Source organism: Achromobacter sp. ACM05, from assembly GCF_019218915.1.
GTDB classification, from domain to species: domain Bacteria; phylum Pseudomonadota; class Gammaproteobacteria; order Burkholderiales; family Burkholderiaceae_B; genus Achromobacter; species Achromobacter animicus.
Genome location: NZ_JAHUWQ010000004.1, coordinates 224,009 through 249,673, shown reverse-complemented (window position 1 = coordinate 249,673; position 25,665 = coordinate 224,009). Strand labels below are relative to the sequence as shown.

General features: G+C 63.9%; 28 protein-coding genes and 4 tRNA genes. 15 read left to right on the top strand and 17 right to left on the bottom strand.

Translation table 11 applies throughout. The features are described from left to right. Positions 1–22: 22 nt before the first annotated feature. Positions 23–1,504: a DEAD/DEAH box helicase gene (locus KW836_RS23400; RefSeq protein WP_175184116.1), complete on the top strand. Its 1,482-nt coding sequence runs from the start codon at positions 23–25 to the stop codon at positions 1,502–1,504. Positions 1,505–1,596: 92 nt separating this feature from the next. Here the strand turns inward: KW836_RS23400 and KW836_RS23395 are convergent, their stop codons facing one another. Further along, a complete protein-coding gene (locus KW836_RS23395; protein ID WP_175137194.1) occupies positions 1,597–1,980 on the bottom strand; it encodes a thioredoxin family protein in 384 nt (127 codons plus the stop codon). A gap of 63 nt (positions 1,981–2,043) precedes the next feature. Between KW836_RS23395 and KW836_RS23390 the strand changes: the two genes are divergently transcribed. From KW836_RS23390 to KW836_RS23380, 3 genes are all read left to right on the top strand, one after another. Then, the gene (locus KW836_RS23390; RefSeq protein WP_218344911.1) at positions 2,044–2,853 is read left to right on the top strand and encodes an EI24 domain-containing protein; all 810 of its coding nucleotides are present in this window, start codon (positions 2,044–2,046) and stop codon (positions 2,851–2,853) included. 31 nt (positions 2,854–2,884) lie between these two features. Further along, entirely contained in the window at positions 2,885–3,700 is an 816-nt protein-coding gene (locus KW836_RS23385) for a molybdopterin-binding protein (protein WP_175123177.1), read from the top strand. A gap of 148 nt (positions 3,701–3,848) precedes the next feature. Next, complete coding sequence (locus tag KW836_RS23380) at positions 3,849–4,712, top strand: IclR family transcriptional regulator (protein ID WP_175123176.1); 864 nt, start codon at positions 3,849–3,851, stop codon at positions 4,710–4,712. A gap of 100 nt (positions 4,713–4,812) precedes the next feature. Here KW836_RS23380 and KW836_RS23375 read toward each other — a convergent pair whose 3' ends face one another. Then, a complete protein-coding gene (locus tag KW836_RS23375; RefSeq protein WP_056568785.1) occupies positions 4,813–5,790 on the bottom strand; it encodes a tripartite tricarboxylate transporter substrate binding protein BugD in 978 nt (325 codons plus the stop codon). A 381-nt stretch (positions 5,791–6,171) separates the two neighbouring features. On the opposite strand from KW836_RS23375, the gene phaP reads away from it, so the two are divergent. After that, a complete protein-coding gene (gene phaP, locus KW836_RS23370) occupies positions 6,172–6,750 on the top strand; it encodes a TIGR01841 family phasin (protein ID WP_105237564.1) in 579 nt (192 codons plus the stop codon). Positions 6,751–6,878: 128 nt separating this feature from the next. Here the strand turns inward: phaP and KW836_RS23365 are convergent, their stop codons facing one another. The 5 genes from KW836_RS23365 to KW836_RS23345 all read right to left on the bottom strand — a co-directional run bounded on the left by KW836_RS23365 (position 6,879) and on the right by KW836_RS23345 (position 11,098). Beyond that, on the bottom strand, positions 6,879–7,922 hold the full coding sequence (locus KW836_RS23365) for a quinone-dependent dihydroorotate dehydrogenase (protein WP_218344910.1): 1,044 nt from the start codon (positions 7,920–7,922) through the stop codon (positions 6,879–6,881). 62 nt (positions 7,923–7,984) lie between these two features. Next, positions 7,985–8,722 carry an arginyltransferase gene (locus KW836_RS23360; RefSeq protein WP_175137197.1) on the bottom strand — a complete coding sequence of 246 codons (738 nt, stop codon included), beginning with the start codon at positions 8,720–8,722 and terminating at the stop codon, positions 7,985–7,987. Positions 8,723–8,806: 84 nt separating this feature from the next. Beyond that, a complete protein-coding gene (aat, locus tag KW836_RS23355; RefSeq protein ID WP_218344909.1) occupies positions 8,807–9,577 on the bottom strand; it encodes a leucyl/phenylalanyl-tRNA--protein transferase in 771 nt (256 codons plus the stop codon). Then, on the bottom strand, positions 9,574–10,155 hold the full coding sequence (locus tag KW836_RS23350) for an NUDIX hydrolase (protein ID WP_175123172.1): 582 nt from the start codon (positions 10,153–10,155) through the stop codon (positions 9,574–9,576). Before KW836_RS23350 ends, aat begins: the two co-directional genes overlap by 4 nt. Before the next feature lie 10 nt (positions 10,156–10,165). Beyond that, positions 10,166–11,098, bottom strand: coding sequence for a LysR family transcriptional regulator (locus KW836_RS23345; RefSeq protein WP_239216275.1), 933 nt, complete (start codon positions 11,096–11,098; stop codon positions 10,166–10,168). Positions 11,099–11,230: 132 nt separating this feature from the next. Here KW836_RS23345 and KW836_RS23340 point away from each other — a divergent pair, with 132 nt between their 5' ends. After that, positions 11,231–11,632: a DoxX family protein gene (locus tag KW836_RS23340; RefSeq protein WP_105237569.1), complete on the top strand. Its 402-nt coding sequence runs from the start codon at positions 11,231–11,233 to the stop codon at positions 11,630–11,632. A 118-nt stretch (positions 11,633–11,750) separates the two neighbouring features. Next, positions 11,751–12,206, top strand: coding sequence for a nuclear transport factor 2 family protein (locus KW836_RS23335; protein WP_175137199.1), 456 nt, complete (start codon positions 11,751–11,753; stop codon positions 12,204–12,206). 14 nt (positions 12,207–12,220) lie between these two features. On the opposite strand, the gene KW836_RS23330 is transcribed toward KW836_RS23335, so the two are convergent. The 6 genes from KW836_RS23330 to KW836_RS23305 all read right to left on the bottom strand — a co-directional run bounded on the left by KW836_RS23330 (position 12,221) and on the right by KW836_RS23305 (position 13,999). After that, positions 12,221–12,820 carry a DUF2946 family protein gene (locus KW836_RS23330; protein WP_175137200.1) on the bottom strand — a complete coding sequence of 200 codons (600 nt, stop codon included), beginning with the start codon at positions 12,818–12,820 and terminating at the stop codon, positions 12,221–12,223. Between the two features lie 4 nt (positions 12,821–12,824). Further along, entirely contained in the window at positions 12,825–13,160 is a 336-nt protein-coding gene (locus KW836_RS23325) for a hypothetical protein (RefSeq protein ID WP_175123169.1), read from the bottom strand. 102 nt (positions 13,161–13,262) lie between these two features. Then, positions 13,263–13,336, bottom strand: a tRNA-Cys gene (locus tag KW836_RS23320). Between the two features lie 55 nt (positions 13,337–13,391). Beyond that, positions 13,392–13,467 (bottom strand) — tRNA-Gly (locus KW836_RS23315). Between the two features lie 156 nt (positions 13,468–13,623). Beyond that, positions 13,624–13,699 (bottom strand) — tRNA-Gly (locus tag KW836_RS23310). A 224-nt stretch (positions 13,700–13,923) separates the two neighbouring features. Beyond that, positions 13,924–13,999: transfer RNA gene (locus tag KW836_RS23305), tRNA-Gly, on the bottom strand. A 204-nt stretch (positions 14,000–14,203) separates the two neighbouring features. Between KW836_RS23305 and murB the strand changes: the two genes are divergently transcribed. Beyond that, positions 14,204–15,247, top strand: coding sequence for a UDP-N-acetylmuramate dehydrogenase (murB, locus tag KW836_RS23300; protein ID WP_218344908.1), 1,044 nt, complete (start codon positions 14,204–14,206; stop codon positions 15,245–15,247). Positions 15,248–15,358: 111 nt separating this feature from the next. Here murB and dapB read toward each other — a convergent pair whose 3' ends face one another. Together dapB and KW836_RS23290 are read right to left on the bottom strand one after the other, a co-directional pair. Continuing rightward, entirely contained in the window at positions 15,359–16,150 is a 792-nt protein-coding gene (gene dapB / locus KW836_RS23295; RefSeq protein WP_218344907.1) for a 4-hydroxy-tetrahydrodipicolinate reductase, read from the bottom strand. A gap of 16 nt (positions 16,151–16,166) precedes the next feature. Continuing rightward, the gene (locus KW836_RS23290; protein WP_175137203.1) at positions 16,167–16,703 is read right to left on the bottom strand and encodes an outer membrane protein assembly factor BamE; all 537 of its coding nucleotides are present in this window, start codon (positions 16,701–16,703) and stop codon (positions 16,167–16,169) included. Between the two features lie 154 nt (positions 16,704–16,857). On the opposite strand from KW836_RS23290, the gene fur reads away from it, so the two are divergent. Then, complete coding sequence (gene fur / locus KW836_RS23285; RefSeq protein WP_056321269.1) at positions 16,858–17,277, top strand: ferric iron uptake transcriptional regulator; 420 nt, start codon at positions 16,858–16,860, stop codon at positions 17,275–17,277. A 136-nt stretch (positions 17,278–17,413) separates the two neighbouring features. Here the strand turns inward: fur and recN are convergent, their stop codons facing one another. Then, positions 17,414–19,075 (bottom strand): DNA repair protein RecN, encoded by a 1,662-nt coding sequence (gene recN, locus KW836_RS23280; protein ID WP_218344906.1) that lies wholly within the window; start codon positions 19,073–19,075, stop codon positions 17,414–17,416. A gap of 13 nt (positions 19,076–19,088) precedes the next feature. Then, a complete protein-coding gene (locus KW836_RS23275; RefSeq protein WP_105237577.1) occupies positions 19,089–19,988 on the bottom strand; it encodes an NAD kinase in 900 nt (299 codons plus the stop codon). A 141-nt stretch (positions 19,989–20,129) separates the two neighbouring features. Here KW836_RS23275 and hrcA point away from each other — a divergent pair, with 141 nt between their 5' ends. The 6 genes from hrcA to dnaK all read left to right on the top strand — a co-directional run bounded on the left by hrcA (position 20,130) and on the right by dnaK (position 25,634). After that, complete coding sequence (gene hrcA, locus KW836_RS23270; RefSeq protein ID WP_062840377.1) at positions 20,130–21,134, top strand: heat-inducible transcriptional repressor HrcA; 1,005 nt, start codon at positions 20,130–20,132, stop codon at positions 21,132–21,134. Positions 21,135–21,179: 45 nt separating this feature from the next. After that, positions 21,180–22,295 carry a ferrochelatase gene (hemH, locus tag KW836_RS23265; protein WP_175123164.1) on the top strand — a complete coding sequence of 372 codons (1,116 nt, stop codon included), beginning with the start codon at positions 21,180–21,182 and terminating at the stop codon, positions 22,293–22,295. Beyond that, complete coding sequence (locus KW836_RS23260) at positions 22,285–22,521, top strand: hypothetical protein (RefSeq protein WP_218344905.1); 237 nt, start codon at positions 22,285–22,287, stop codon at positions 22,519–22,521. The genes hemH and KW836_RS23260 overlap by 11 nt, the downstream gene beginning before the upstream one ends. Positions 22,522–22,647: 126 nt before the next feature. After that, positions 22,648–23,205 carry a nucleotide exchange factor GrpE gene (grpE, locus tag KW836_RS23255; protein ID WP_175123162.1) on the top strand — a complete coding sequence of 186 codons (558 nt, stop codon included), beginning with the start codon at positions 22,648–22,650 and terminating at the stop codon, positions 23,203–23,205. A gap of 14 nt (positions 23,206–23,219) precedes the next feature. After that, on the top strand, positions 23,220–23,624 hold the full coding sequence (locus KW836_RS23250) for a thioredoxin family protein (RefSeq protein ID WP_218344904.1): 405 nt from the start codon (positions 23,220–23,222) through the stop codon (positions 23,622–23,624). A gap of 84 nt (positions 23,625–23,708) precedes the next feature. Next, a complete protein-coding gene (dnaK, locus tag KW836_RS23245; protein WP_175123160.1) occupies positions 23,709–25,634 on the top strand; it encodes a molecular chaperone DnaK in 1,926 nt (641 codons plus the stop codon). Positions 25,635–25,665 lie beyond the last annotated feature (31 nt).

Genomic DNA, 25,665 nt, shown 5'->3' with positions numbered 1-25,665 from the left:
CCCGGTACTTGCCTAACCCCTGATGACTGAATCCACTCAAACCGCAGCACCCACCGCTGACGCGCCCGCGCCGACGTTCGACGATTTCGGGTTGCACCCCCTGTTGTTGCAGTCCATCGCCGAAACCGGCTACACCACCCCCACGCCCATCCAGGCGCAGGCCATTCCCGTCGTGGTGTCGGGTCGTGACGTCATGGGCGCCGCGCAGACCGGCACCGGCAAGACGGCGGCCTTCACGGTGCCGATCCTGCACCGTCTCATGCCCCTGGCCAACACCAGTGCTTCGCCCGCCCGGCATCCGGTACGCGCGCTGATCCTGGCGCCCACGCGTGAACTGGCGGACCAGGTCTTCGAGAGCGTCAAGCGCTACAGCAAGAAGACGCCGCTGCGCTCGGCCGTCGTGTTCGGTGGCGTGGATATCGGTCCGCAGAAAGAAGCGCTGCGCCGCGGCTGCGAGGTGCTGGTCGCCACGCCGGGCCGCCTGCTCGACCACGTTGAACAAAAGAACGTGAACCTCAGCCAGGTCGGCATCCTGGTGCTGGACGAAGCAGACCGCATGCTCGACATGGGTTTTCTGCCCGATCTCGAACGCATCATCCGGCTGCTGCCCGCGCAGCGCCAGGGCCTCTTGTTCTCGGCCACGTTCAGCAACGAAATCCGCAAGCTGGGCCGTTCATACCTGAACCAGCCTGTGGAAATCGAAGTGGCGGCGCGCAACGCCACCGCGACGACCATCACCCAGATCGCCTACAAGATGACCAGCGACGCCAAGCGCGCCGCCGTCGTGCATCTGGTGAAGTCCCGCGGCCTGAACCAGGTCATCGTTTTCTCGAACACCAAGATCGGCACGGCGCGCCTGGCGCGCGACCTCGAACGCGACGGCGTCAAGGCTGAATCGATTCACGGCGACAAAACCCAGGCCGACCGCATGAAAGCGCTGGAAGCCTTCAAGGCGGGCGAGCTCGAAGTGCTGGTCGCAACCGACGTGGCCGCGCGCGGCCTGGATGTGGCGGGCGTGCCTTGCGTCATCAACTACGACTTGCCGTACAACGCCGAAGACTACGTGCACCGCATCGGCCGCACGGGCCGCGCGGGTGCGTCGGGCGAAGCCATTGCCCTGTTCACCGCCGATGAAGAGCGTTTCCTGCTCGACATCGAAAAGCTCATCAAGCGCGAAGTGCCTCGTGGCACGCTCGACGTGCCGGCCGATCTGATCGCCCGCAGCCATCGCCGCAGCGACGGTGGTTCGCATTCGCGCGAAGGGCGCGAGAGCAGCCGCGAAAGCCGCGGCGACCGTGGCGATCGCGGCCGTTCTTCGGACCGCCGCTCCAGCCATCATGGCGGCGGCTCGCGCCAACCGGTGGACGACTTCTTCCTGAAGCCTTACGAGCCCTCGACGACTGCCGCGCCGGCCGAAGAACAGGATTCGCGCAGCAATGCCGCGCCGTCGTCGGCGCCCAAGCGCCAGCTTGCCGTCCTGCTCGGCGGCAGCCGCAAGCCCTGATCGCACGCGACACCGGTCGCCGGTCCTCGGACCGCAAAAAAACCCGCAAGGCCTTCAGGCGTTGCGGGTTTTTTGTTGGGCGCGGCGCGATGTCAGGCGGCCAGCATTCGCGGCAGATCGGGCAAGGCGGTGGTCACGGCCGCGCTGTCTTCGTCAAGGCTTTCCAGCAGGCGCTCCAGGTGGCCGATATGCGGCAGCATGGGGCCGTAGAACACGACACGACCGCCGATCTGCACCAGCAGCGTAGGGAAGTTTTCGACGTCCACGTCGCCCAGCAATTCAGCGTGATCCTCGATGTCGACCCATGCAAAGACGTGTTGCGGCAAGGCGCCGGCCAGGGCCTGCAATTTGGGCTTGTATTCTTCGCAGGTGTCGCACCAGGCGGCGCAGAAACAGGCGATGAGCCAGGTGTTGGGCGTGGCGCTCAGCCGCGCGCGCAGCGGGGCGAGATCGGTACCAGGAGTAAGCAGAGACATGTGAGCGGATCGGGGCGGGTTTGACTATCATACCCGGGTTGTTCACCCCTCAATTTGATTGCCATGACCGTCCTGCGTACTGATCCGCCCACCCCCGGAAACGGCCGCTTGTCCGGCGCCGGCGCGGGGGCCGTAAGCGTGGGGCAGGCGTTCAAGCGCGCGCTCGTGTCGCAGTGCCACCCGACCATGCTGTTCGCGGTGCTGCTGCCTTTCCTGATCGCCCTTGTTGGCGCCATCCTGCTGCTCTGGTTTTTCTGGACGCCCCTGACCGACTGGTTGCGCACCGAGGTGTCGCAATGGGACATCGTCAATCGCGTCGACCAATGGTTAGTCGCGGTCGGCCTGTTCTCGCTCAAGATCTGGCTGATTCCGGTCATCGCCGCGGCCATCCTGTTGCCGGTGTCCGGCATCCTTGGACTAGCCATCGCCGCCGTCTTCGTCATGCCGCTGGTGCTGCGTCACGTCGGTCAGCGCGAATACGCCACGGTGGGCCGCCGCGGCAAGTTCTCCACCGCGGTCAGCGTGTGGAACGCCGTGTGGGTATCCGCGGCGTTTGCCGCGGGGTGGGTGCTGACGCTGCCGCTCTGGCTCGTGCCGCCCATGGCCGTCGTGCTGTCCATCTTCTGGTGGGCCTTCGCGTTCTCGCGGATGATGCGCGTCGACGCGATCGTCGAGCACGCCAGCCCGGATGAACGCAAACTGATCCTCGAACGGAACAACGGCGGCTTCTGGACCATCGGTCTGATTTGCTCGCTACTGAACCTGCTGCCGCCCGCGTGGATTATCCTGCCGGTGTTTTCCGCGCTGGTCTACGCGCACTACGGCCTGGAAGCCCTCAAGCGCCTGCGGCAGGACCGCGTCATCGACGTCTGACCGGCGTCTTTTCTTATCAATGGAATCGGACATGGCTGCAGAACCCACCGCCCGCCGTATCGGCCTCATCATCGTTGGCGATGAAATCCTGTCGGGACGGCGCCAGGACAAGCATTTTTCCAAGATCGTCGAAATGCTGGGCGCGCGCGGCATGCACCTGAGCTGGGCCGAATTCCTGCCTGACGAGCGCGACCGTCTGGTCGACGCCTACAAGCGCAGCTTCGCCAGTGGCGATGTCGTGTTGTCGTGTGGCGGCATCGGCGGCACGCCCGACGACCACACCCGCCAAGCCGCGGCCGCTGCGCTTGGCCTGCCGCTGGCACTGCATCCCGAAGCCGAGGAGGCCATCGCATTGCGCACGCGCGAAATGGCGGAAAAGGGGCAGGGCACCGCCGACATGAGTGCGCCGGAAAACCAGCAGCGGCTGCAAATGGGCATGTTCCCCGAAGGCTGCGAGATCGTCCCCAATCCGTACAACCGGATCCCGGGATTCTTCATCAAGGATCACACCTTCGTGCCGGGTTTTCCCGTCATGGCGTGGCCAATGCTGGAATGGACGTTGGATACCCGCTATCGTGCGCTGCAGCATATTCGCGCCCACGTCGAGCATTCCTTCTTGGTCTTCAGCATGCCCGAATCGCGCATCACGCCGTCGATGGTTGCTGTGGAAAGTCGTTGGCCCGACGTCCGCGCGTTCAGTCTGCCCAGCGTCGGCGAGGCGGGCGGCACGCCCCACATCGAGCTGGGCGTGAAGGGCGAACCCGAGGCTGCCGCAGCGGCGCTGGAATTCCTGCGCGCCGAAGTCCTGCGCCTGGGCGGCAAGCTGGCGCCCCCGGCGGCGGCCTGATTTGCGCGCCGGCGGGGGACGGCCGGTCGCGCCCGCTGCGCAAATACCATTTGCCAAACCGGCCGGTAAATTTCACAATACGGGATAAGAACTGTTTGCTGCATTGCCGCAACGCGTGTCTTGCGTGGCGGCGCCAGCCCAAAATTCCATGGCCCGTCTTCCCACCCCTCGCAATCCGCTGGACGCCGAAACCGAAGGCGCTTCCGCCCATCCGATCGCCATTCAGGTCATCGAACGCGCGATGCGTCTGCTCGACGCCCTGGCCGCGCAACCGGATCCAGTCACGCTCAAAGAGCTGTCGGCCACCACCGGTCTGCACGCCTCCACCGCCCACCGCATCCTGAACGACCTGGTCGTCGGCCGCTATGTCGAGCGGGTCGACAACGGGCTGTATCAGCTGGGCATGCGCCTGTTGGAGCTGGGATCGCTGGTCAAGGGCCGTCTGAACGTGCGCGAGGCGGCCATTCCCGCCATGCGGTCGCTGCACAAGCTGACGGGGCAGACCATCAATCTATCCGTCCAGCAGGGCGACGAAATCGTCTACATCGACCGCGCCTGGAGCGAACGCTCCGGCATGCAGGTGGTGCGGGCCATCGGCGGCCGCGCGCCGCTGCATCTAACGTCCACCGGCAAACTGTTTCTGTCCACGGGCGACACGCGCCAGGTGCGCGCCTACGCGCTGCGAACGGGGCTGGCCGGCCATACGCGCAACAGCCTGACCGATCTGGACAAACTGGAACGCGAACTGGCCCTGGTGCGCCGCCACGGCTACGCCCGCGATAACGAAGAGCTGGAGTTGGGCGTACGCTGCATCGCCGCCGGCATCTTTGACGACACCGGCAAGCTCGTGGCGGGGCTGTCGATCTCTGCGCCGGCCGAACGGCTGCAGGACGACTGGATCAAGGCGCTGGTCGAAACTGCCGCCAGCATTTCCGAAGCGCTGGGCTACGAACCCTCCGTGTCCTCGGGTTTCAACGGATTGGGCCTGGCGGCCGAAGCCATGCGGCCGTAGCTGCGGCGCACGCCAAAACAGAAAGCCCCCATGAGGGGGCTTTTTTATGGGCCGTTGCCGCAAGAGGCGCCGCCGAAGCGGGCGGCCTCTTGAAGCGGGCTTATTGCTTTTCGATGCCGGCCTTCTTGAACAGCTCGGCCCATTGCGGGACCTGCTGCTTGACCTTGGCGGTCAGCGCATCGGGGTTGGCTTCCGACGTCAGCACGGTGGCGCCGAGTTGCTTCATGCGCTCCTGGAACTTGGGATCGGCCAGACCGGCCTGCAAGCTCTTGACCAGCTTGTCCACGACAGGCTTGGGCGTGCCCTTCGGCACCCACATGCCATGCCAGATGCCCACTTCAAAGCCCTTGTAGCCGGACTCGTCCATGGTCGGCAGCTTGGGCAGCGTGGGAACGCGCTTCAGGCTGGTCACGGCGTAGGCCTTCACCTTGCCGCCTTCGATCTGCTGCGTGGTGTTGGTGGTCTGGTCGCACATCAGATCGACCTGCTTGCCCAGCAGGTCGTTCATGGCGGGCGCGGTGCCCTTGTACGGGATGGTCAGCAGTTGCACGCCCAGGGCTTCGACCAGCATCGTGCCGCACAGGTGGCTGGCGGCGCCGATGCCCGCGTTGGCGAGCGAGACCTTGTCCTTGTTCTTTTTGACGTAGTCGGCCAGTTCGGCGATGGTGTTGGGCGGGAAATCCGAGCGGGCGACGATGGTCATGGGCACGTCGACCACCAGGCCGACCGGCTCAAAGCTCGTGAAGGGGTCATACCCCGGATTCTTGTAGAGCGACGGGGCGGTCGAGAAGCCGGCGTGCATCAACAGGATGGAATAGCCGTCCGGCTGGGCACGGGCGACCTGAGTGGTGCCGATGGTGCCGCCGGCGCCGCCCTTGTTTTCAACGACGACCGTCTGGCCCAGGCTGGGCCGCATGGCTTCCGCAAGGGAGCGGGCGACGTTGTCCGTCGGGCCGCCTGCCGCGAACGGCACCACCATGTTGATGGGGCGTTCCGGATATTCCGCGTGCGCGGCGCCGGCCGCGAACAGGGCACCGGCCGCGAGCAGGGCCGAAAGCGTGCGGGGAATGAAAGTCATGAGGTCTCCGATTGCAGGGTTTTGCTTGCTGCGATTAGTTATCTTTCGCTGACATATCATTGGTATTTGTCTGTCATCAGCGTGAAAACAGTGTAGAAAAGAATTGATACCGCGTCATGTCCGGTATTTCCCGAGTTCCGGGAATTCGTTGAGCAGAATCAAGCCCCGGCAGGCGGGCGCACCGTTAAAGTGCAAACACTTGTTGCGCCGCACAAAAACTGCTTGACAAGTTTTTTACCCAGCCTAGAATGGCAATTGTGCAGTGCATCAAACGGGCCGGCGGTAGCTTGTAGTACCAGTTTCCGCGCACGTTTCTTATTTCGTCGCAGACAACCATCCTTACTGCCGGACAGCCTCCGGCTACCCTGAGAGGAGCATCCTATGAGCGCAATTCCGCAACAAGTTCTGGACCGTCAAAAGGCCAGCATCAACACCATCGTGGCCGCCCAGACCGCCGTCTTCGCCGGCTTCGAAAAGCTGGTCGAACTGAACCTGAAGGTCGTGAAGGCCACCCTGGACGAAGTCGCCCAGAAGTCGCAGCAAGCCGCTGAAGTCAAGGATCCGCAGGAAGCCGCCGCGTTCGCGACGGGCCTGCTGCAACCGGGCGCCGAAAAGGCCCTGGCCTATACCAAGCACGTGTATGACATCGTTGCCGGCGTGCAAGGCAGCCTGGTCAAGCTGACCGAAGAACAGATCGCCGAAAGCCAGCAACAGCTGAGCGAAGCCGTCGACCAGTTCTCCAAGAACGCCCCGACCGGTTCCGAAAGCGCCGTCGCCCTGATCAAGTCCTCGCTGGCCACCGCGACCAGCGCCTACGATTCGATGACCAAGGCTGCCAAGCAGGCCGCTGAAGTCGCCGAGTCGAACCTGAACGCCGCCGCCAACGCGACCTTCAAGGCCGCCACGGACGCCGCCGACGCCGCGACCAAGGTTGCCGGCCGCAGCCGCCGCAGCGCCTAAGTATTTGGCGCACGGTGCTGCGCAAAGCGCAGTAATGTAGTACTGTTGAGTGACAGAGCAGAGCTGGAATTAGGGCCACCCACAGGGTGGCCCCTTTTTTTGCCTGCGTTTTTTGTCTTTATCGGCCGTCAGCGGGACGCGACGGCGCGTACGCATTCGCCAACCAGCCCGGGGCCACGGTAGATGAGGCCCGTGTAGAGCTGCACCGCGTCGGCGCCGGCTTCCATCTTTTCGCGGGCTTCCCGTCCGGACAGCACGCCGCCCACGCCGATGATGGCCAGGCTATTGCCCAGCCGTTCCTTCAGGCGGCGGATCACCGCCAGCGACAGTTGATGCACGGGCGCGCCGGACAGGCCGCCAGCCTCCTCCGAGTGGGCCTGGCCCTTCACCGCGTCGCGCGACAGCGTGGTGTTGGTGGCGATGACGCCATCGATGCCGTGGCGCGGAAGGATTTCGGCGATGGCGTCGATTTCTTCCTGTGACAGGTCCGGCGCGATCTTCACCGCCATCGGGACCCGGCGCTGGTGCCGGTCTTCCAAGGCGCGGCGCTTGTCGGCCAGCTGCGCGAGCAGCGCCGAAAGCTCGTCGCCGCTTTGCAGCGCACGCAGGTTCTTGGTGTTGGGCGACGAGATATTCACGGTGACGTAGTCGGCATGCGGGTACACGCCGTCCAGGCCGATCAGGTAGTCGTCGGCGGCCCGTTCGATGGGCGTGTCCGCGTTCTTGCCGATGTTCAGCCCCAGGATCCCGCCTTGCTTGCGCCACGAGCTGCGCTGCACGTTGGCAAGAAAGGCGTCGAGCCCCTGATTGTTGAAGCCCAGCCGGTTGATCAGCGCATTGGCGCGCGGCAGGCGGAACATGCGCGGCTTGGGGTTGCCGGGTTGCGCGCGCGGCGTCACCGTGCCGACCTCGATAAAGCCAAAACCCAGGTTGCCCAGCGCGTCGATGTAGGCGCCGTTCTTGTCCAGGCCGGCGGCCAGCCCGATCGGGTTGGCCAGCTGCATCCCCATCAGCGTGCAGGGCGCCTTGGGCTGCGCGTGCATGAGCTTGCGCGTGGCGCCGCATTCATAGGCGCGCTGCAGGCCCGAGAGGGTGACTTCGTGGGCGGTTTCCGCGTCCATGGCGAAGAGCGCCGGGCGGGCCAGGGGATAGGCGTGGAAGAGGATAGACATGGGCCGGGATTGTAGAGCGATTTGCTCCGTCCCCGCCGATTGCAAACGACGCCGCAACAGATTCAGGCGGGCGGGCGCTCGGGACTGTCGCGCCATTCCCCGTCGACCAGGAACTGCGCCGGACGGAAGGCCGATTTGTAGGACATTTTGCGGCTGTCCGCGATCCAGTAGCCCAGATAGAGCCACGGCAGGTTCAGCGCGCGGCACTGTTCTACCTGCCAGAGAATGCTGTACGTGCCCAGGCCATCGGCGATGTCCGGGTCATAGAACGTGTAGACCGAGGACAGGCCGTCGTCCAGCACGTCGATGATGGAGACCATCACCAGCACACCCTCGGCGTTGCGGAACTCGACCAGCCGGGTGTTGACGCGGCTGGTCAAGAGGAACTGCGCGTACTGCGTGCGGCTGTCCTCGTCCATGCCGCCGCCCGGATGCCGGCCCTGCTGATACCGGGTATAGAGCCGGTAGTGTTCCGGCGACCATGCCAGCTCCGCGACGAACGACTGCAGATGCTGATGATCGCGCCACGCACGGCGCTGGCTGCGGTTGGGGGCGAATCCGGCCGTATCCACGCGTACGGGAATGCAGGCCTGGCAGTTGTCGCAATGGGGACGATAGGTAAATAGACCGCTGCGGCGAAAGCCTTGTTCCACCAATTGGGAATACGTGCCCGCGTTGATCAGATGCCCGGGCGCGGCAACCTGCGACCGGGCCTGGCGACCCGGCAGATAACTGCAAGGGTAGGGGGCGGTTGCGTAGAACTGCAGCGTGGAGAAGGGAAGTTCTTTCAGCTGGCTCATTGGAGCTGGCTCATGGGAGCTGGCGTATCGGATATCCCGCGTATAGGCGGCAAACCCGGGACGGGAGTGGCTCCATATTAACGCTTAACTCGGGCTGCAATCCGTCCCCTCGGGTGTATCCGGATGCAGCTGGCCCCGCGTGTCCAGCCGGCCGCGTGACCACGGAATGCCGGGCTGTTGAGTGGCGTGCCGAACATGCCGCAGAAAGTGTTCCCGTGGCACGGGAGCCGCGCCCATGCTGGCCAGATGCCGCGTCTGCTGCTGGCAGTCGATCCACTCGACGCCCTGCGCGTCCAGGTAGCGAACCAGATGCGCGAGCGCGATCTTCGAGGCGTTCGGGACGCGGGTGAACATGGATTCGCCGAAGAACATGCGTCCCAGGCTGATGCCGTACAGTCCGCCCGCCAATTCCCCGTCGATCCAGGTTTCGATGCTGTGCACGACGCCGGCGTCATGCCACTGCCGGTAGGCGTCCTGCATGGCAGCGGTGATCCACGTGCCCGGCTGGCCGTCGCGCGGCGCGGCGCAGGCCGCCATGACCTGGGGGAACACGGTGTCGACCCGCACCTGCACGCTGGGCGTGGCTTCGTATTCCCGGGCGGCGATCTGGCGGAGCAGCTTGCGCAGCGAGTGCGACGGCGCAAAGTCCTTCACGGGCAGCACCATGCGCGGGTTCGGACTCCACCAAAGCACGGGCTCGCCTTCCGAGTACCACGGAAAGATGCCGTTGGAATAAGCCTGGGTCAGACGTTTCGGCGACAGGTCCGCGCCCGCGGCCAGCAGGCCGTCCGGATCCGTCAGCGCGAATTCCGCAGGAGGAAACGGGGTGTCGGCAGCGAGCCAGGGCAGTTTCAACGGTGGGATTCTAGGGTGTAGTGATGCGGGCCGAAGGTGCCGCGTTTGCGGTCCTCGAAGAACAGGCGCAGGGTGCTGGCGACGGTGCGGAAGGCCAGGTCGTCCCAGGGAATTTCGGATTCGTCGTACCAGCGCGCTTCCAGGCTTTCCGGGCCCGGGTCCAGTTCCGGACCCACCGCCTGGGCGAGGTAGAACACGTGCACCTGCTCGATCTGCGGGACGTCGATGATGGTGTAGATGTCGCCCAACTGGATTTTGGCGCCCGACTCTTCCAGCGTTTCCCGCGCCGCGCCTTGCGCCGTGCTCTCGCCGAGCTCCATGAAGCCGGCGGGCAGGGTCCACGTGTTGTAGCGGGGTTCGATCGCGCGGCGGCAGAGCAGGATGCGGTTTTCCCAGACGGGCACGGTCCCGACCACCAGCCGCGGATTTTGGTAATGGATCGCCCCGCAGTGGTCACAGATGTCACGCTCGCGGTTATCGCCTTCCGGCACGCGGCGGTTTACCGGAGAGCCGCACTGGCTGCAAAAGTGGGAACGGCGCGGGGCGGGGAAGTATTCGAGGGGCGATTTGGCGGTCATGGGTACGATTCTACCGGCTGCGGCGGGTCGTGGCGCGCCGGGCCGGCGGCGTGGGCGCGGGGCTGCCGAACCGCGCTTCCAGGTGTTCGACGAACGACCGGACCTTGGGCGACAGAAAGCGGCGGTGCGGGTAGACGGCGACCATGGAAATCGGCGTGTGGGCATAGGAGGTCAAGAGGGCGGTCAGACGTCCGGCGCGTATGTCATCTCCGACCAGGAATTCCGGCTGCAGGATGATGCCGTGGCCGGCCAGTGCAGCGGTGCGCAGCACGTCGCCGTTATTGGCCCGCAACGCCGCGTTCACGCGCACCAGATGCGTCACGCCGTCCTTCTCGAAATGCCATTCATTGCCCGTGCTGGCGTAGGCGTAGTGCAGGCAGCGATGCTGCTTCAGGTCTTCAGGCACGGCCGGCGCGCCGTGGCGCTCCAGGTACGACGGCGCTGCGCAGACCAACAGTTGCTGCGGCGCCAGGGGTCTGGCCACCAGCGACGAATCCACCAGCGGGCCGATGCGCACCGCAACGTCGTAGCCGTCCTCGACCAGATCCACCACGCGGTCGTTCAGGTCCAGGTCGATCACCACGTCCGGATAGCGCTGCAGGTATTCGGCGATGGCTGGCCCCAGATGCAGGATGCCAAAGGACACGGGCGCGCTGACCCGCAATCGTCCGCTGGGCCGCTGGCCTTCCGCCTGCAGCGACAGCTCCAGGTCGGCAACCTCCGCCAGAATGGGCCGGACGCGGTCATAGAAGGCGCGTCCGGCGTCCGTCATGCTGAGCTTGCGCGTCGTACGGTTCAGCAGGCGTACGCCGTACTTCTGCTCCAGATAGGCGATCTGCCGCGTCACCACAGATCGCGCCTGGCCCATCTTGTCGGCGGCTGCCGCGAATGAGCCCAGTTCGACGACCTTGGCATAGGTCTGCATGGCGGTATGGGTGTCCAAGATTGTTTCCTATCGAGGAACAATAATTTGCAATTCTGCATGTTTATCTTTGTTTTTGGAATCGCAAGAATACGGCCCATGAAGGATCTGCCTGCTCCGGGCGATTCGCTTTTCTGCACAAGGATGATTGCAATGATTGATTCCCGTACCGCGCCGTATGCTGCGTTGCTCTTGCGCGTGGCGCTGGGCGTGATGTTCCTGGCTCATGGCCTGACCAAGCTGCTGGTGTTCACGCTGCCCGGCACCGCCCAGTTCTTCGCCAAGATCGGGTTTGCCAGCTGGTTGGCCTATCCGGTCACGTTTTTCGAGGTGGCCGGCGGCATCCTGCTGATCCTGGGCGTGGTGCCGCGCTGGGTCGCTGCGATTGCCGTGGTGCAGCTCTTCGCGGCGTCGACGGTCCATTTTGGCAATGGCTGGGGCTTCGGCAACCCGGGCGGCGGTTGGGAATATCCGATTTTCCTGACCGTGGCGGCTGCCGTCCTGGCGCTGTTGGGCGACGGCAAGTTCGCGCTGGTCAAAAGCGGCCGCCGCTGAGCCATAGCGGCGTCAAGCCACTGAGCGCTACGCGCATCAATCTGTTTACCGGGCCGGACGTGGCCCGCGCGAAGGCGGGGCCATAGAATGGCTTCGCCTTTTTTTATCTGGAGTCGATATGTCCCGGCCTATGTTCATGCGCACGTTTGCCGCACTGCTGTTTTCCGTCCTGGCCTGCGCCGCGCAAGCCACGCCCAAACAGGAAGCCGCCAACAAGGCTGCCGTCCTGGCGTTCTATGAAAAAGGCTTGAACCAGAAAGACGCGGACGCCGCGCTCAAGTACGTGGGCGATCGTTATGTGCAGCACAATCCCAACGCGGCCGACGGCCCCGAGGGCTTCCGGCAATTCATCGCATTCCTGCGCGACAAGTATCCCGCCTCGCACAGCGAAATCAAGCGCGTGTTCACGGATGGCGATTACGTCATCCTGCATGTCCACGCCGTGCGAGAGCCGGGTACGCGCGGCAACGCCATCATCGACATCTTTCGCTTGGAAGGCGGCAAGATCGTCGAGCATTGGGATGCCGTGCAACCGATTCCCGAGAAGGCCGCCAACAGCAACGGGATGTTCTGAGTTTGGCTGACCCGTCAGGCCGCGGGGGCGTGCGGGGCGGGGTCAAATCCCAGGCGCGCGGCGATGTCTGCCTGCGCGATTGCGTGCAGCGGCGCCGCCGCGTACACGTCAGGCCAGACGGCTGTCATCGAATGGCTAGCCGCCAGTTCGGCCAGCGCGTCCAGCAGCGGAACACCAGCTTGCGTCCGCATCATCTCCAGCAGCGGCTGCAAATCGCGGTCCAGCACGATGCCGGCGCCCATCGGCGTCGATGCGTAGAGCTGGCCTTCATCATCCAGCCACCACGCGCTGACTGCGTCGACGGACGCATCCGTGTGCGTGACGAGGCCGCGATTGTCATCGGCAAGGCGCAACACCAAGGGCGCTGCGTCCAGACGTACGAACACCCGCTGCGGGCCGTTCTGGAAAAACCAGCGGCCGTCATCGTCGCGTTCGTAATTGCGGCTGATGAATTCCAGGATCTGCGTATTGGTAATCGGCTCGCCCGGCCCGCCCTCATTGGCCTGGCCTTGCGGATGAAGGCGCCAGCGGCCGCGCGCATCCAGCGACAGCCATCCGTAGACAGCCGGCACATTCGGCCAGCGGGCGAGGGCGTCTTTTACCGATTGATCCATGATCTCAGGGGCGGATGACGATCGTGGGCGAGATGACGATGCCAGGTTGCACCGGCATCACGGGCACCGCCACGGGTTGCGGTGCGTAGCCATAAGCATAGTCGTCACGGCATTTGCGCTTTTCGCTGTAGTCGCCGTTGCGCTTCCACTTGCGCTCGACCTTGCAGGCGCCATCCCAATACTTTTCCTTGTACTCGCCGCCCTTGTGGCGGTGGTGATGGTGCTTGTCATGCGCCTCGGCGGCCAGCGGCGCAAGTGCGATCAGCGCGGCGGCGGACAGGCTCAGGAAAGCAGGGCGGGCAGTGAAGCGGCGCGGTTGCGATACCGGGATGTTGTGCATGGACTCATCGTTCAAATGAAAACGGGGTCACCATAACAATCATCCGGCTGACCGGGCGTAGGGATGGGTAACGAGATGCTGGGGGGAAGGGGGGAAAGATGCTGGAGGCGCAAGCCGGAATCGAACCGACGTACACGGATTTGCAATCCGCTGCATAACCACTCTGCCATTGCGCCAGCACTTGCAAGAAAAAAGGAAGCGCGGTGTTGGCCGATGCTTCCTCTTTGTATTTGGAGCGGGAGACGAGTCTCGAACTCGCGACCTCAACCTTGGCAAGGTTGCGCTCTACCAACTGAGCTACTCCCGCGGGGGTACTGCTGGGGTACTGCTGGGGTACTGCTTATTACTACTAAGCTACAAGCTTTAGCTTGTTTTGATGAATGCCTGTTTTGGTAACAGGGCTGTTCACCAAAGACAGCGATTGTACATACTTTTAAGGGTCTTTGCACGGCAGACCGAAATCTGGAGCGGGAGACGAGTCTCGAACTCGCGACCTCAACCTTGGCAAGGTTGCGCTCTACCAACTGAGCTACTCCCGCATTTGCTAATACCCTCATCGCTGGCTGTGCGCTTGAGTCTTCAAGAAGAATCTTCAAGAATCTAGCGGCTGTCCAATCAGCGAGGCGAGAGTATACATTAATTTTTTCATCCATCAAGCCGGCTCGCATGTGCAGCATGAACTGGCTTTTCAGGCATGAAAAAAGGGCCTTTCGGCCCTTGCTTTCAATGATCTGCAGCTTTGAAAAAGCTGCACATCAAAATTTGGAGCGGGAGACGAGTCTCGAACTCGCGACCTCAACCTTGGCAAGGTTGCGCTCTACCAACTGAGCTACTCCCGCATTGGTTCCGCAAACTGCTCAGAACCGCTTTTCTTATTCACTCTGATCAACTTGGTTATCGATCAGAAGGCGCGCAGTCTAGCACGATTTTTTGAGCTTGTCCTGAGCCGCTGTGGCCGTTTCGATTCGAACTTCAAATCGGGTCAAGCACTCAATCAAGTAAACTGAGCGAAGACAGAAACTATAGCACACCATGTAGCACCCATGTCAAATTCCTTCGCCGGACCCGCGTCCGATTCGTTGTCTCCGGCCGTGCAGGACCTTACTCGTCTGAATACGCTGGGACTCGCGTCCCGGGCCGACGCCTTCGTCGCGCTGCGCGATCCGGCGCAATTGCCGGCCTTGTCGGCGCTCGCGCAAGCGGCGCCCTCGCTGCTGGTGTTGGGCGGCGGCAGCAATGTGGTGTTGCCCGAGCGTGTGCCGGGCTTGGTCGCGCGCGTCGCGTTCGAAGGCGTGCGTCTGCTGGAGGCGCGGCCGGACGCATGGATCGTCGAAGCCGCGGGCGGCGAGAGCTGGCACGGATTCGTAGCGGCCTGCGTGGCGCAGGGATGGGACGGCCTGGAGAATCTGGCGTTGATCCCCGGTACCGTCGGCGCCTCGCCGGTGCAGAACATCGGCGCTTACGGCGTTGAGCTGCAGGAGCGGTTCCACAGTCTGACGGCCTGGGATGTGCGCGAGGCACGCTTCGTGGAAATGCGGGCGGCCGAGTGCAGGTTTTCATACCGCGACAGCACGTTCAAACATGATGAACCTGGCCGCTGGATCATCGTAAGCGTGCGTTTTGCGTTGCCGCGCCCCTGGCGGCCCGTGCTGGAATATCCCGATCTGCAACGTCATGCGCGGCTGTCGCACGGAGCGCCCAGCGCGCGCGACGTGTTCGAGGCGGTTTGCGAGATCCGGCGAGCCAAGCTGCCGGACCCCGCCGTCACTGGTAATGCGGGCAGCTTCTTCAAGAATCCGATCGTGCCGGCTGCGCAGCGTGAAGCGCTGGCGGCGCGTTTTCCCGGCCTGGTGTCGTATGCGCAGCCCGATGGCCGCTACAAGCTGGCCGCCGGCTGGCTGATCGATCAATGCGGCTGGAAGGGCAAGGCGTTGGGCGCGGCGGGTGTGCATGATCGCCAGGCACTCGTGCTGATCAATCGAGGCGGCGCCACGGCCGAGGACATCATGGGCCTGGCGCGAGCGGTGCAGGGCGCCGTGGCTGACCGTTATGGCGTGCGGCTGGAGCCGGAACCCGTCGTGGTGTGACCGGCCGCGCCTGGCCGGCCGCGCCTAGCCGGCCACGCCAAAAGAACCGCAAGAACACGGCATGAAAAAAGGACCCCGAGGGGTCCTTTATTTTTGGCGCCGTGAACCGGATCAGAGGCCCAGCACCGACTGCATGTCGTACAGACCGTTGCTCTTGCCGTCGAGGAAGCGCGCCGCGCGCAGCGCGCCTTCCGCGTAGGTGGTCCGGCTGGACGAGCGGTGCGTGATTTCGATGCGCTCGCCGATGCCGCAGAACGACACGGTGTGATCGCCAACGATGTCGCCGCCGCGCAGCACCGAAAAGCCGATGGTGCCGGGTTTGCGCACGCCGGTGTCGCCGTGGCGGCTCCAGGTGGCGACGTCGGGCAGGGCCACGTCCCAGGCGGACGCAATCGTTTCGCCCATCTTCAGCGCCGTGCCCGAAGGCGCGTCGATCTTGTTGCGGTGGTGCGCTTCAAACACTTCGACGTCATAGCCGGCGTTCAGGATGCGGGCCGCCATGTCCAGCAGCTTGAGCGTGGCGTTGACGCCCACGCTCATGTTGGGGGCGAACACGATGGCGGTCTTTTGCGCAGCGACTTCGATTGCGGCGCGGCCATTGTCGTCAAAACCGGTGGTGCCGATGACGGCCTTCACGCCGTGCTTGACGCAGGCTTCCAGGTGCTTGAGGGTGCCTTCCGGGCGGGTGAAGTCGATCAGGCAATCGGCGCCGGCAAGGGCGTCCAGATCATCCGTGATGGCCACGCCCGTCTGCTTGCCCAGCTGGGCGCCGGCATCGCGGCCCAGCGAAGCAGAGCCCGGAACGTCCAGCGCAACAGCCAGCTCCAGGCCGTCGGCCTTCAGGATGGCCTCGATCAGCATCTGGCCCATGCGGCCGTTGGCGCCGGCGATAGCAATACGCATAAAAAAGTCCTTCGGTTTAAAGCAGCGGCTCGGGCGCGTTGCCCGGCTGGCCTGGGTATTGGTTGAGCGGGCTGACGGGCGCATCGGCGTCGCGCTTCTGTTCGTCCTGCTCTTGCTTGATACGCTCTTCGTCCCGATTCAGACGCTTGTCGGCCTTTTCGTCGGCAACGGCATCCGGCGTGTTGATCTGGTAGGGCTGCAGATCAGGCTGCTTGTCGCCTTCCCAGCGCACGAGGCGGTCGTTTTCGAACCAGACGGTGAACTTGCGCTCTTGCGAGTTGCCGTAACCGGGCTTGAAGTAATACGGGTAGTCCCAGCGGTTGGCGTGCAGCACGCTGGTGAGCGTGGGGCTGCCGAGCGCGAAGCGGACTTGTTCGCGGGTCATGCCGGGCTGGAGCAGTGCGACCTGTTCCTGCGTGATCCAGTTACCCTGCTGGACCGGAGCTTTGTAAGGGAAGCCCCATTTGTTTGAGGTGCAGCCCGCCAAGGCGACGGCCAGGGCGGCGACGGCCAAACCGGTCTTCAGAGAGCGGGAGGGAATACGTGCAAACATGGACACTACGCGCCCCTATTATTTGGAAGCAAGCAAAACCGTTATCATAAAGGTTTCATCAGGATAGTTCCGCGAGGCGGCATGAATTCGGCGAGCCGGCTTGCGGTGACCCCAGTCCTTGCCCATGCCAACGCGGACGGAGAGCGATTACACCATGAGCGACCAAAGCGAACTGAAAAACATGGGTTTGAAGGCGACTTTTCCTCGCCTGAAGATTCTTGATATTTTCCGCAAATCGGGTGAACGGCACCTGAGCGCCGAAGACGTCTACCGCGCCCTCATCGGCGAAAACGTCGAAATCGGCCTGGCGACCGTCTATCGCGTGCTGACCCAGTTCGAGCAGGCCGGCATCCTGGCGCGCAGCCAATTCGACAGCGGCAAGGCCGTTTTCGAATTGAACGACGGCGACCACCACGACCACTTGATCTGCACCAATTGCGGCAAGGTTGTCGAGTTCTCGGATCCCGAGATCGAAAAGCGCCAGCAGAAGATCGCCAAGGACAACGCCTTCGCACTGGAAAGCCATGCGATGGTGCTGTACGGCATCTGCGGTAGCTGCCTCAAGGGCCGGTAAGCGCAGGTCGGCAGGCTAGCGGCCGGTCCGTCCGGCTGCTTAGGCGAAAAACAAAGCCCCTTCGATGTGAAGGGGCTTTTTGCATTTGGCCATTGCGTGCGCGTCGGTCGAGGGATGCCCCCACGCGGGGTCAGACTCAGGGCGCGGTCTGCCCGAAGCCTTCCAGCATTTCGCGCGCGTGTTCCCGGGTGGTGGCGGTGAGCTTCATGCCGCCCAGCATGCGCGCGATTTCCTCGACGCGGGCCGGGGCGTCCAGCGGTTCGATGCTGGAGCGCGTGGTGCCGCGCGATTCGGCCTTGCTGACCAGGAACTGGTTGTTGGCGCAGGCAGCAACCTGGGGCAGGTGGGTGACGCACAGCACCTGATGGCGTTCACCCAGCTCGCGCAGCAGCTTGCCGACGGATTCGGCGACAGCGCCGCCCACGCCGCTGTCGACTTCGTCGAAGATCAGCGTGGGGACGCGCGCCGCGCGGCTGGCGATAACCGATAGCGCAAGCGAGATGCGGGACAGTTCGCCGCCCGACGCGACCTTGGCCAGCGGCCGCGGGGTGGTGCCGGCGTGGCCGGCCACCAGGAATTCCACCTGTTCGCTGCCGTGCGCGGAGGGTGCGGACGGTGCAAGCGCCGGTTCGAAGCGGCCGCCCTGCATTGCGAGCGTCTGCATGGCCTGGGTGACCTGCTTGCCCAGATCCTTGGCAACCTTGCGGCGCGCGGTCGACAGCTTGGCGGCGGCCGCGTCGTATTGCGCCTGCGCCGCGGCCGCCTGGGCGCGCAGCGCGTCGATGTCGCCGGCGGCCTGCAGGGCCGCCAGCTCTGCATGCAGGGATTCCCGCAATTCGCACAACGCGTCGGGTTCGGTGCGGAACTTGCGGGCGGTCTCGAACACCAGCCCAAGACGCGCTTCCACGTCCGCAAGCCGCTTCGGATCAAGTTCGACCCGGCTGACATAGTTGTTCAGGTCGGACACGGCTTCGCTGATGGCGATGCGGGCCGATTCCAGTTCGTCATGGACTCCCTTCAGGCCCGGATCGTGCCGCAGCATCTGCTGCAGGCGCTGGTTTGCAGCCGTCACCCGGTGATGCGCGGAGTCGCCTTCGCCGTCCAGCGTTTCAAGGATCTGCGAAGCCCCGTCCAGCAGCGATTGCGAATGCGACAGGCGCGTGTGCTCGGATTGCAGGGCTTCCCATTCGTCCGGCCCGAGGTTGAGCTGGTCGAGTTCATTGACCCGCCATTGCAGGCTTTCGCGTTCCGTCGCGAGGCTTTCCGCGTCTTTTTCAGCGGATTCCAATTGGCGCGCCAGCGCGCGCCATTGCTTCCATGCCTGGCCGACCGCCTGACGCAGATCGCCATGGCCGCCGTGCGCGTCCAGCAGGTCGCGCTGGGCATCGGGCCGCATCAGACTTTGGTGCGCGTGCTGGCCGTGGATGTCGACCAGGCTGTCGCCGAGTTCGCGCAGCTGCGCCACGGTGGCCGGTGTGCCGTTGATATAAGCGCGGCTGCGGCCTTGCGCATCGATGACACGCCGCAGCGAGAGTTCGTCGTCGGCGTCGATCTCGCGTTCGGCCAGCCACGCATGCAGGGCCTTGGGGGTGTCGAAGACGGCGGTGATGTCGGCGCGGGTCGCGCCTTCGCGCAGCATGCTGGCGTCGCCGCGCTCGCCAAGGGTCAGGGCCAGCGCATCGACCAGGATGGATTTGCCGGCGCCGGTTTCGCCGGAAAAGACGGTGAAGCCGGGACCGAAATGGATTTCGGTCTGTTCGACGATGACGAAGTCGCGGATGTGCAGGGTGCGCAGCATGTGGGGGCGCTAACTACTCTACGTTGTCGGAGGCTTCGGGCATCAGGTTCCAGTGCAGCTTGCGGCGCAGGGTGGAGAAGAAGCTATAGCCTTCGGGATGCACGAATCGGATGGTGTAGGGCGCACGCTGCACGACGATGCGGTCGCCCGGTTGCAGGTCGGACCAGGTCTGCATGTCGAAATGCACACTGGCGCCGACTTCGACGCGGCCCATGGCAGTGAGCGTCATGTTGAGCACACCGGTGTCCGGGATGACGATGGGGCGGTTCGACAGCGTTTGCGGCGCCACCGGCACCAGCACCATGGCGTTCATGCCCGGATGCAGAATGGGACCGTTGGCCGACAGCGCATAGGCGGTGGACCCGGTGGGCGTGGCGATGATCAGGCCGTCGGCACGTTGGGTGTACATGAAGGCGCCGTCCAGTTCGACCCGGACCTCGATCATGCCGCCGCGTCCCGCACGGTTCAGGACCACGTCGTTCAGCGCCGAGGCGGAGTACATCTTTTGATCGCCGCGCCACACGCTGCCTTCGAGCAGCATGCGGTCTTCGATCTGGAAGCTGCCCTCGAGCACCCGGGCAAGCGCTGCGTGCGCGTCCTGCAAGGCGATGTCGGTGATGAAGCCCAGGCGCCCGTGGTTGATGCCGACCAGCGGCATGCCATAAGGCGCGAGATGGCGGCTGGCGCCCAGCACGGTGCCGTCGCCGCCCATGACCACGGCCAGCGAGGCGGTCTTGCCGATTTCCTCGAGCGTGGCGATGGGATATTCGGTCAGCCCGGTATTGCGCGCCGTGTCCGCGTCGATCAACACGTGCCGGCCCGCTTGCGTCAGCGCGTGCGCAAGGGCTCTCAGCGGTGTGTCCAGGCCGGTGTCCTGGTATCTGCCGATCAGGGCGACGGTGGGAAAGTGCATGGCTGCGTACAAATGAAAAAGGGCAAAACCGTAAAGCTGAATGTACCCAGAATGGGCCAATTAGCCGATTATATGGGGCCGTATATCGGGTTGCGGGACAAAAATCGCCCCAACCGAAAAAGATTCCCTAAAATAGCCGCTATGGATGACCGCGCACGCGCATTACTGAAAGCGTTGATAGAACGCTACATCGCCGATGGGCAGCCAGTCGGCTCGCGGACGCTATCTAAAGTCTTCGACTTGTCCCCAGCCACCATCCGCAACGTCATGGCGGACCTGGAAGAGCTGGGGTTGATCCATAGTCCGCATACTTCCGCCGGCCGTGTACCCACGCCGCGCGGATACCGCATGTTCGTCGATTCGCTGCTGTCGGTACAGTCGTACCAGCTTCAGCCGCACAACATGGGCGAAATGCTCTCTGCCGCCGAACCCACCCGCGCCGTCAACGCGGCCGCCGCGTTGCTGTCGAATCTGACGCAATTCGCGGGCGTGGTGCTCACGCCCAAGCGGGCCCAGGTGTTCCGCCAGATCGAATTCATCCGCCTGTCCGACAAGCGCGTCCTGTTGATCATCGTGACGCCCGATGGCGACGTCCAGAACCGCATTCTCTTCGTCCAGCGGGATTACGCCGAATCCGAACTGCTGGAGGCCGGCAACTTCTTCAACATGCACTTCGCCGGCAAATCGTTCAATGCCGTGCGCCAGACGCTCTCGACCGAGCTGGCCCAGTTGCGCGAAGACATCTCGCGCCTCATGCAGGCCGCCGTCGAGGCCAGTGCCGAAGCCGCCGAGGACGGCGACGCCGTGGTCATTTCCGGCGAGCGCAAGCTGCTGGACGTGACCGACATCGCGTCCGACATGGACCGGCTGCGCAAGATGTTTTCGTTGTTCGAGAAAAAGACCGACCTGCTGCAGTTGCTGGATGTCTCCAGCCGGGCGCAGGGCGTGCAGATCTACATCGGTGGCGATTCGCAACTGGTGCCCCTGGAAGACGTTTCCGTCATCACCGCGCCGTACGGCGTGGATGGCAAGGTGGTGGGCACGCTGGGCGTCATCGGTCCGACCCGCATGGCCTACGAGCGCGTCATACCCATCGTGGACATCACGGCGCGCCTGCTGTCCAACGCCCTCAGCCACAACCAGTAGTTCCATTCAAAGCTACATCCTCCTTGCGGAGGAAGGGGAGTTTTTGTGTTTCTTCGCCTGTTCAAGTATCTCTGGCCTGAGCGCTACCTTCCTGAACCCGAGCAAGAAGACCCCTTCAACGAAGATCCGCCGCCGCGCGTGCCCGGCAAGGTCGGCGTGCTGCTGGTGAATCTGGGGACGCCCGACACGCCGACGGCCAAGGACATCCGCAAGTACCTGGGCGAATTCCTGTCCGACCCCCGCGTCATCGAGATCCCGCGCTACCTCTGGAAGCCCATCCTGCACGGCATCGTGCTCGTGCGCCGCCCCAAGCGGCTCGAGCCCCGCTATGGCGGAATCTGGATGAAGGAAGGCTCGCCCCTGATGGTCTACAGCCAGCGGCAGACCGACGGCGTGCGCGCCGCCCTGCAGGCGGCCGGGGTGGATGCCGCAGTCGAGCTGGGCATGCGCTATGGCAATCCCTCCATCCCGCATGCCATCTCCAACCTGCGCAAGCAGGGCTGCGAGCGCATCCTGACCGTGCCGCTGTATCCGCAGTACGCCGCCAGCACCACCGCCACCGTCGTCGACGCGGTTACCCGCTACATGGGCAAGCTGCGCGATCAGCCGGAAATGCGCTTCATCAAGCGGTTTCACGACGACCCCGCCTACCTGGACCCGCTCGCCGCGCGCATCGAGCGGTACTGGAGCGAACACGGCAAGCCGCAGAAGCTGGTCATGAGCTTTCATGGCCTGCCGCGCTACTCCATCGAACTGGGCGACCCGTATTACCGCGACTGCATGGAAACGGCCCGGCTCCTGGCCCAGCGACTTTCGCTGCCCCGCGACCAGATCGAAGTGACCTTCCAGAGCCGGTTCGGCACCGCCCGCTGGCTGGAGCCCTACACCGAACCGACCCTCAAGGCACTAGCCGCATCGGGCGTCACCGAGGTCGATGTGGTGTGCCCGGGATTTGTGGCAGACTGTCTCGAAACCCTGGAAGAAATCAGCCTGGAATGCCGCGACGCCTTTCTCGAGGCCGGTGGCAAGCAGTTCCGTTACATTCCCGCCATCAACGACGATCCGGCCTGGATCGCGGGGTTGTCAGGGCTGGTGGAACGATACTTGCAGGGGTGGATTCCAGACACCACGGACTTGAAGGAGAAGGCGCATGCACCATGATCCCAAGACTGGCGAACCGGTCAAGAAGGGCAAAGTCAGCACTCCCGTCGACGAAGACCGCGTCGAACACGACCTGGACGAGGCCCTGGCCGACACCTTCCCGGCCAGCGACCCCGTCGCGATCCCTTCGGATCCGGACGCGGACGACAAGCGGGTGGACCGCGCACTGAAGGAAAGCTTCCCCGCCAGCGACCCCGTCGCTCCCGCGCAGCCAAGCAAAAAGTAGGAAACCGCGGCCAGGCGCCCGGCCGCGGCGCCGGGTCCTGGGGAATATTTCGCTTACCCGGGCTTGAATTAGGGGTATTGGCCCCCATTCATGTCTCCGAAAGCCATTCTTTTTGGAGGATTCCCCATGACGGCACCCCACGAGCCTGCTGACCAGGCGCCCGAAGTCGGCCAGAACGCCGATGCGGCACCCGCCGCCCAGGACGCCGCGCAGGCCGAGCTGAACGAGTTGCGCGCCCAGCTGGACGCCGCCCAGGCTACCGTCAACGAGCAGCACGACCAGCTTCTGCGTGTGCAAGCTGAAGCCGAGAACGTGCGCCGCCGCGCCCAGGAAGAAGTGTCCAAGGCGCGCAAGTTCGGCATCGAATCGTTCGCCGAAAGCCTGGTTCCGGTCAAGGACAGCCTGGAAGCTGCCCTGGCCCAACCTGATCAGACGGTCGAAACGCTGCGCGAAGGCGTCGAAGTCACCCTAAAGCAGTTGGCCGCCGCATTCGAGCGCAACCTGCTCAAGGAAATCGCACCGGCGCAGGGCGACAAGTTCGATCCGCACCAGCACCAGGCCATTTCGTCCATTCCGCATGAACAGCCCGCCAACACGGTGGTGCAACTGCTGCAGAAGGGCTATGTGATCGCCGACCGCACCCTGCGCCCTGCGCTCGTGGTCGTCTCGGCTGGCCAGGGCTGAACCGCGTATCCGCCATGACCGACCCGCGCTTCGACCCGGCCCAGGTATTCCAGGTGTTCGGCATGCGCCATGTCGATACTGCGGGATTCGACGCGGACGTGGTGCAAGCGCCTGGCGCCGACCTGCGCTGTGTCTTCCTGTGGGGCCAGGATTGCTACAACTGCAACCTGTTCAAGCAGGCGGCGCTGCTGCACCAGGAAACGCTGCTGGGGCTTGGCCTTACGTGGTTCGAAGCCGATGTCTACGCGGATGAACCGCTGGGCCGCCGGTTTTCGTTGCATGGCGTCCCCACTTTTGTGCTGTACCGGGCCGGCAAGCGCCTTGGGCGCATCACCGGCTGGCCCGGATTGCCCCAGTTCACGGCGGCAATCCAGCGCCTGCAGGACCCGGGCCCGGAAATTTCCAGCCCGGCGTCTTGAAAAACCCCACGGGCAGCCCCAGTTACGGGGAGACAAGCAGTTTTCCCCAAATTTTCATAGATTTAATAATCAAGGTAACCCACCATGAGCAAGATTATTGGCATTGACCTGGGAACGACCAACAGCTGCGTGGCTGTCATGGACGGCGGGCAGGTCAAGATCATCGAAAACGCGGAAGGTGCTCGCACCACTCCCTCCATCGTTGCCTACATGGATGACGGCGAGACCCTGGTCGGCGCGCCTGCCAAGCGTCAGGCCGTGACCAACCCGCGCAACACGCTGTACGCAGTGAAGCGCCTGATCGGTCGCAAGTTCGAAGAAAAAGCCGTGCAAAAGGACATCAATCTGATGCCCTACGCCATCGTCAAAGCCGACAACGGCGACGCCTGGGTTGAAGTGCGCGGCAAGAAGATGGCGCCTCCCCAAGTGTCGGCCGACGTGCTGCGCAAGATGAAGAAGACCGCCGAGGACTACCTGGGCGAAGAAGTGACCGAGGCCGTCATCACCGTGCCCGCGTACTTCAACGACAGCCAGCGCCAGGCCACCAAGGACGCCGGCCGCATCGCGGGCCTGGAAGTCAAGCGCATCATCAACGAACCCACCGCCGCGGCGCTGGCGTTCGGCCTGGACAAGACCGAAAAGGGCGACCGCAAGATCGCCGTCTATGACCTGGGCGGCGGCACGTTCGACGTGTCCATCATCGAAATCGCCGATGTGGACGGCGAAAAGCAGTTCGAAGTGCTGTCGACCAACGGCGACACCTTCCTGGGCGGCGAAGACTTCGACCAGCGCATCATCGACTACATCATTGCCGAGTTCAAGAAGGAACAAGGCGTTGACCTGTCCAAGGACGTGCTGGCGCTGCAACGCCTGAAGGAAGCCGCTGAAAAGGCCAAGATCGAACTGTCGTCCGCGCAGCAGACCGAAATCAACCTGCCGTACATCACGGCCGATGCTTCCGGTCCCAAGCACCTGAACCTGAAGATCACGCGCGCCAAGCTGGAAGCGCTGGTTGAAGAACTGATCGAACGCACGATCGAGCCCTGCCGCGTCGCCATCAAGGACGCCGGCGTCAAGGTTTCCGACATCGACGACGTGATCCTGGTCGGCGGCATGACCCGCATGCCCAAGGTCCAGGAAAAGGTGAAGGAATTCTTCGGCAAGGATCCGCGCAAGGACGTGAACCCCGATGAAGCCGTCGCCGCTGGCGCCGCCATCCAGGGCTCCGTGCTGTCGGGCGACCGCAAGGACGTGCTGCTGCTGGACGTCACGCCGCTGTCCCTGGGTATCGAAACCCTGGGTGGCGTCATGACCAAGATGATCCAGAAGAACACCACGATCCCGACCCGGTTCTCGCAGACGTTCTCGACGGCCGACGACAACCAGCCGGCCGTGACGATCAAGGTCTTCCAGGGCGAGCGCGAAATCGCTGCGGGCAACAAGGCCCTGGGCGAATTCAACCTTGAAGGGATCCCGCCGTCGCCGCGCGGCATGCCGCAGATCGAAGTCACGTTCGACATCGACGCCAACGGCATCCTGCACGTGTCCGCCAAGGACAAGGGCACCGGCAAGGAAAACAAGATCACCATCAAGGCCAACTCGGGTCTGTCGGAAGACGAGATCCAGCGCATGGTCAAGGATGCCGAGGCCAACGCCGAGGAAGATCACCGCGTCGCCGAACTGGCTCAGTCGCGTAACCAGGCCGACGCGCTGGTGCATGCCACCCGCAAGTCGTTGACCGAGTACGGCGACAAGCTCGAAGCTGCCGAGAAGGAAAGCATCGAGGCCGCCATCAAGGACCTGGAAGAAACGCTGAAGGAAGGCGACAAGGCCGCGATCGACGCCAAGGTCGAAGCCCTGTCCACGGCTTCGCAGAAGCTGGGCGAAAAGATGTACGCCGACATGCAGGCGCAGCAAGCCGCCGGCCAGCAGCAAGCGGCCGACAACGCGAAGCCGGTGGACGACAACGTCGTCGACGCCGACTTCAAGGAAGTCAAGCGCGACCAATAATGGCCGGGCACTGACCTGCCTCTGCCGCCCG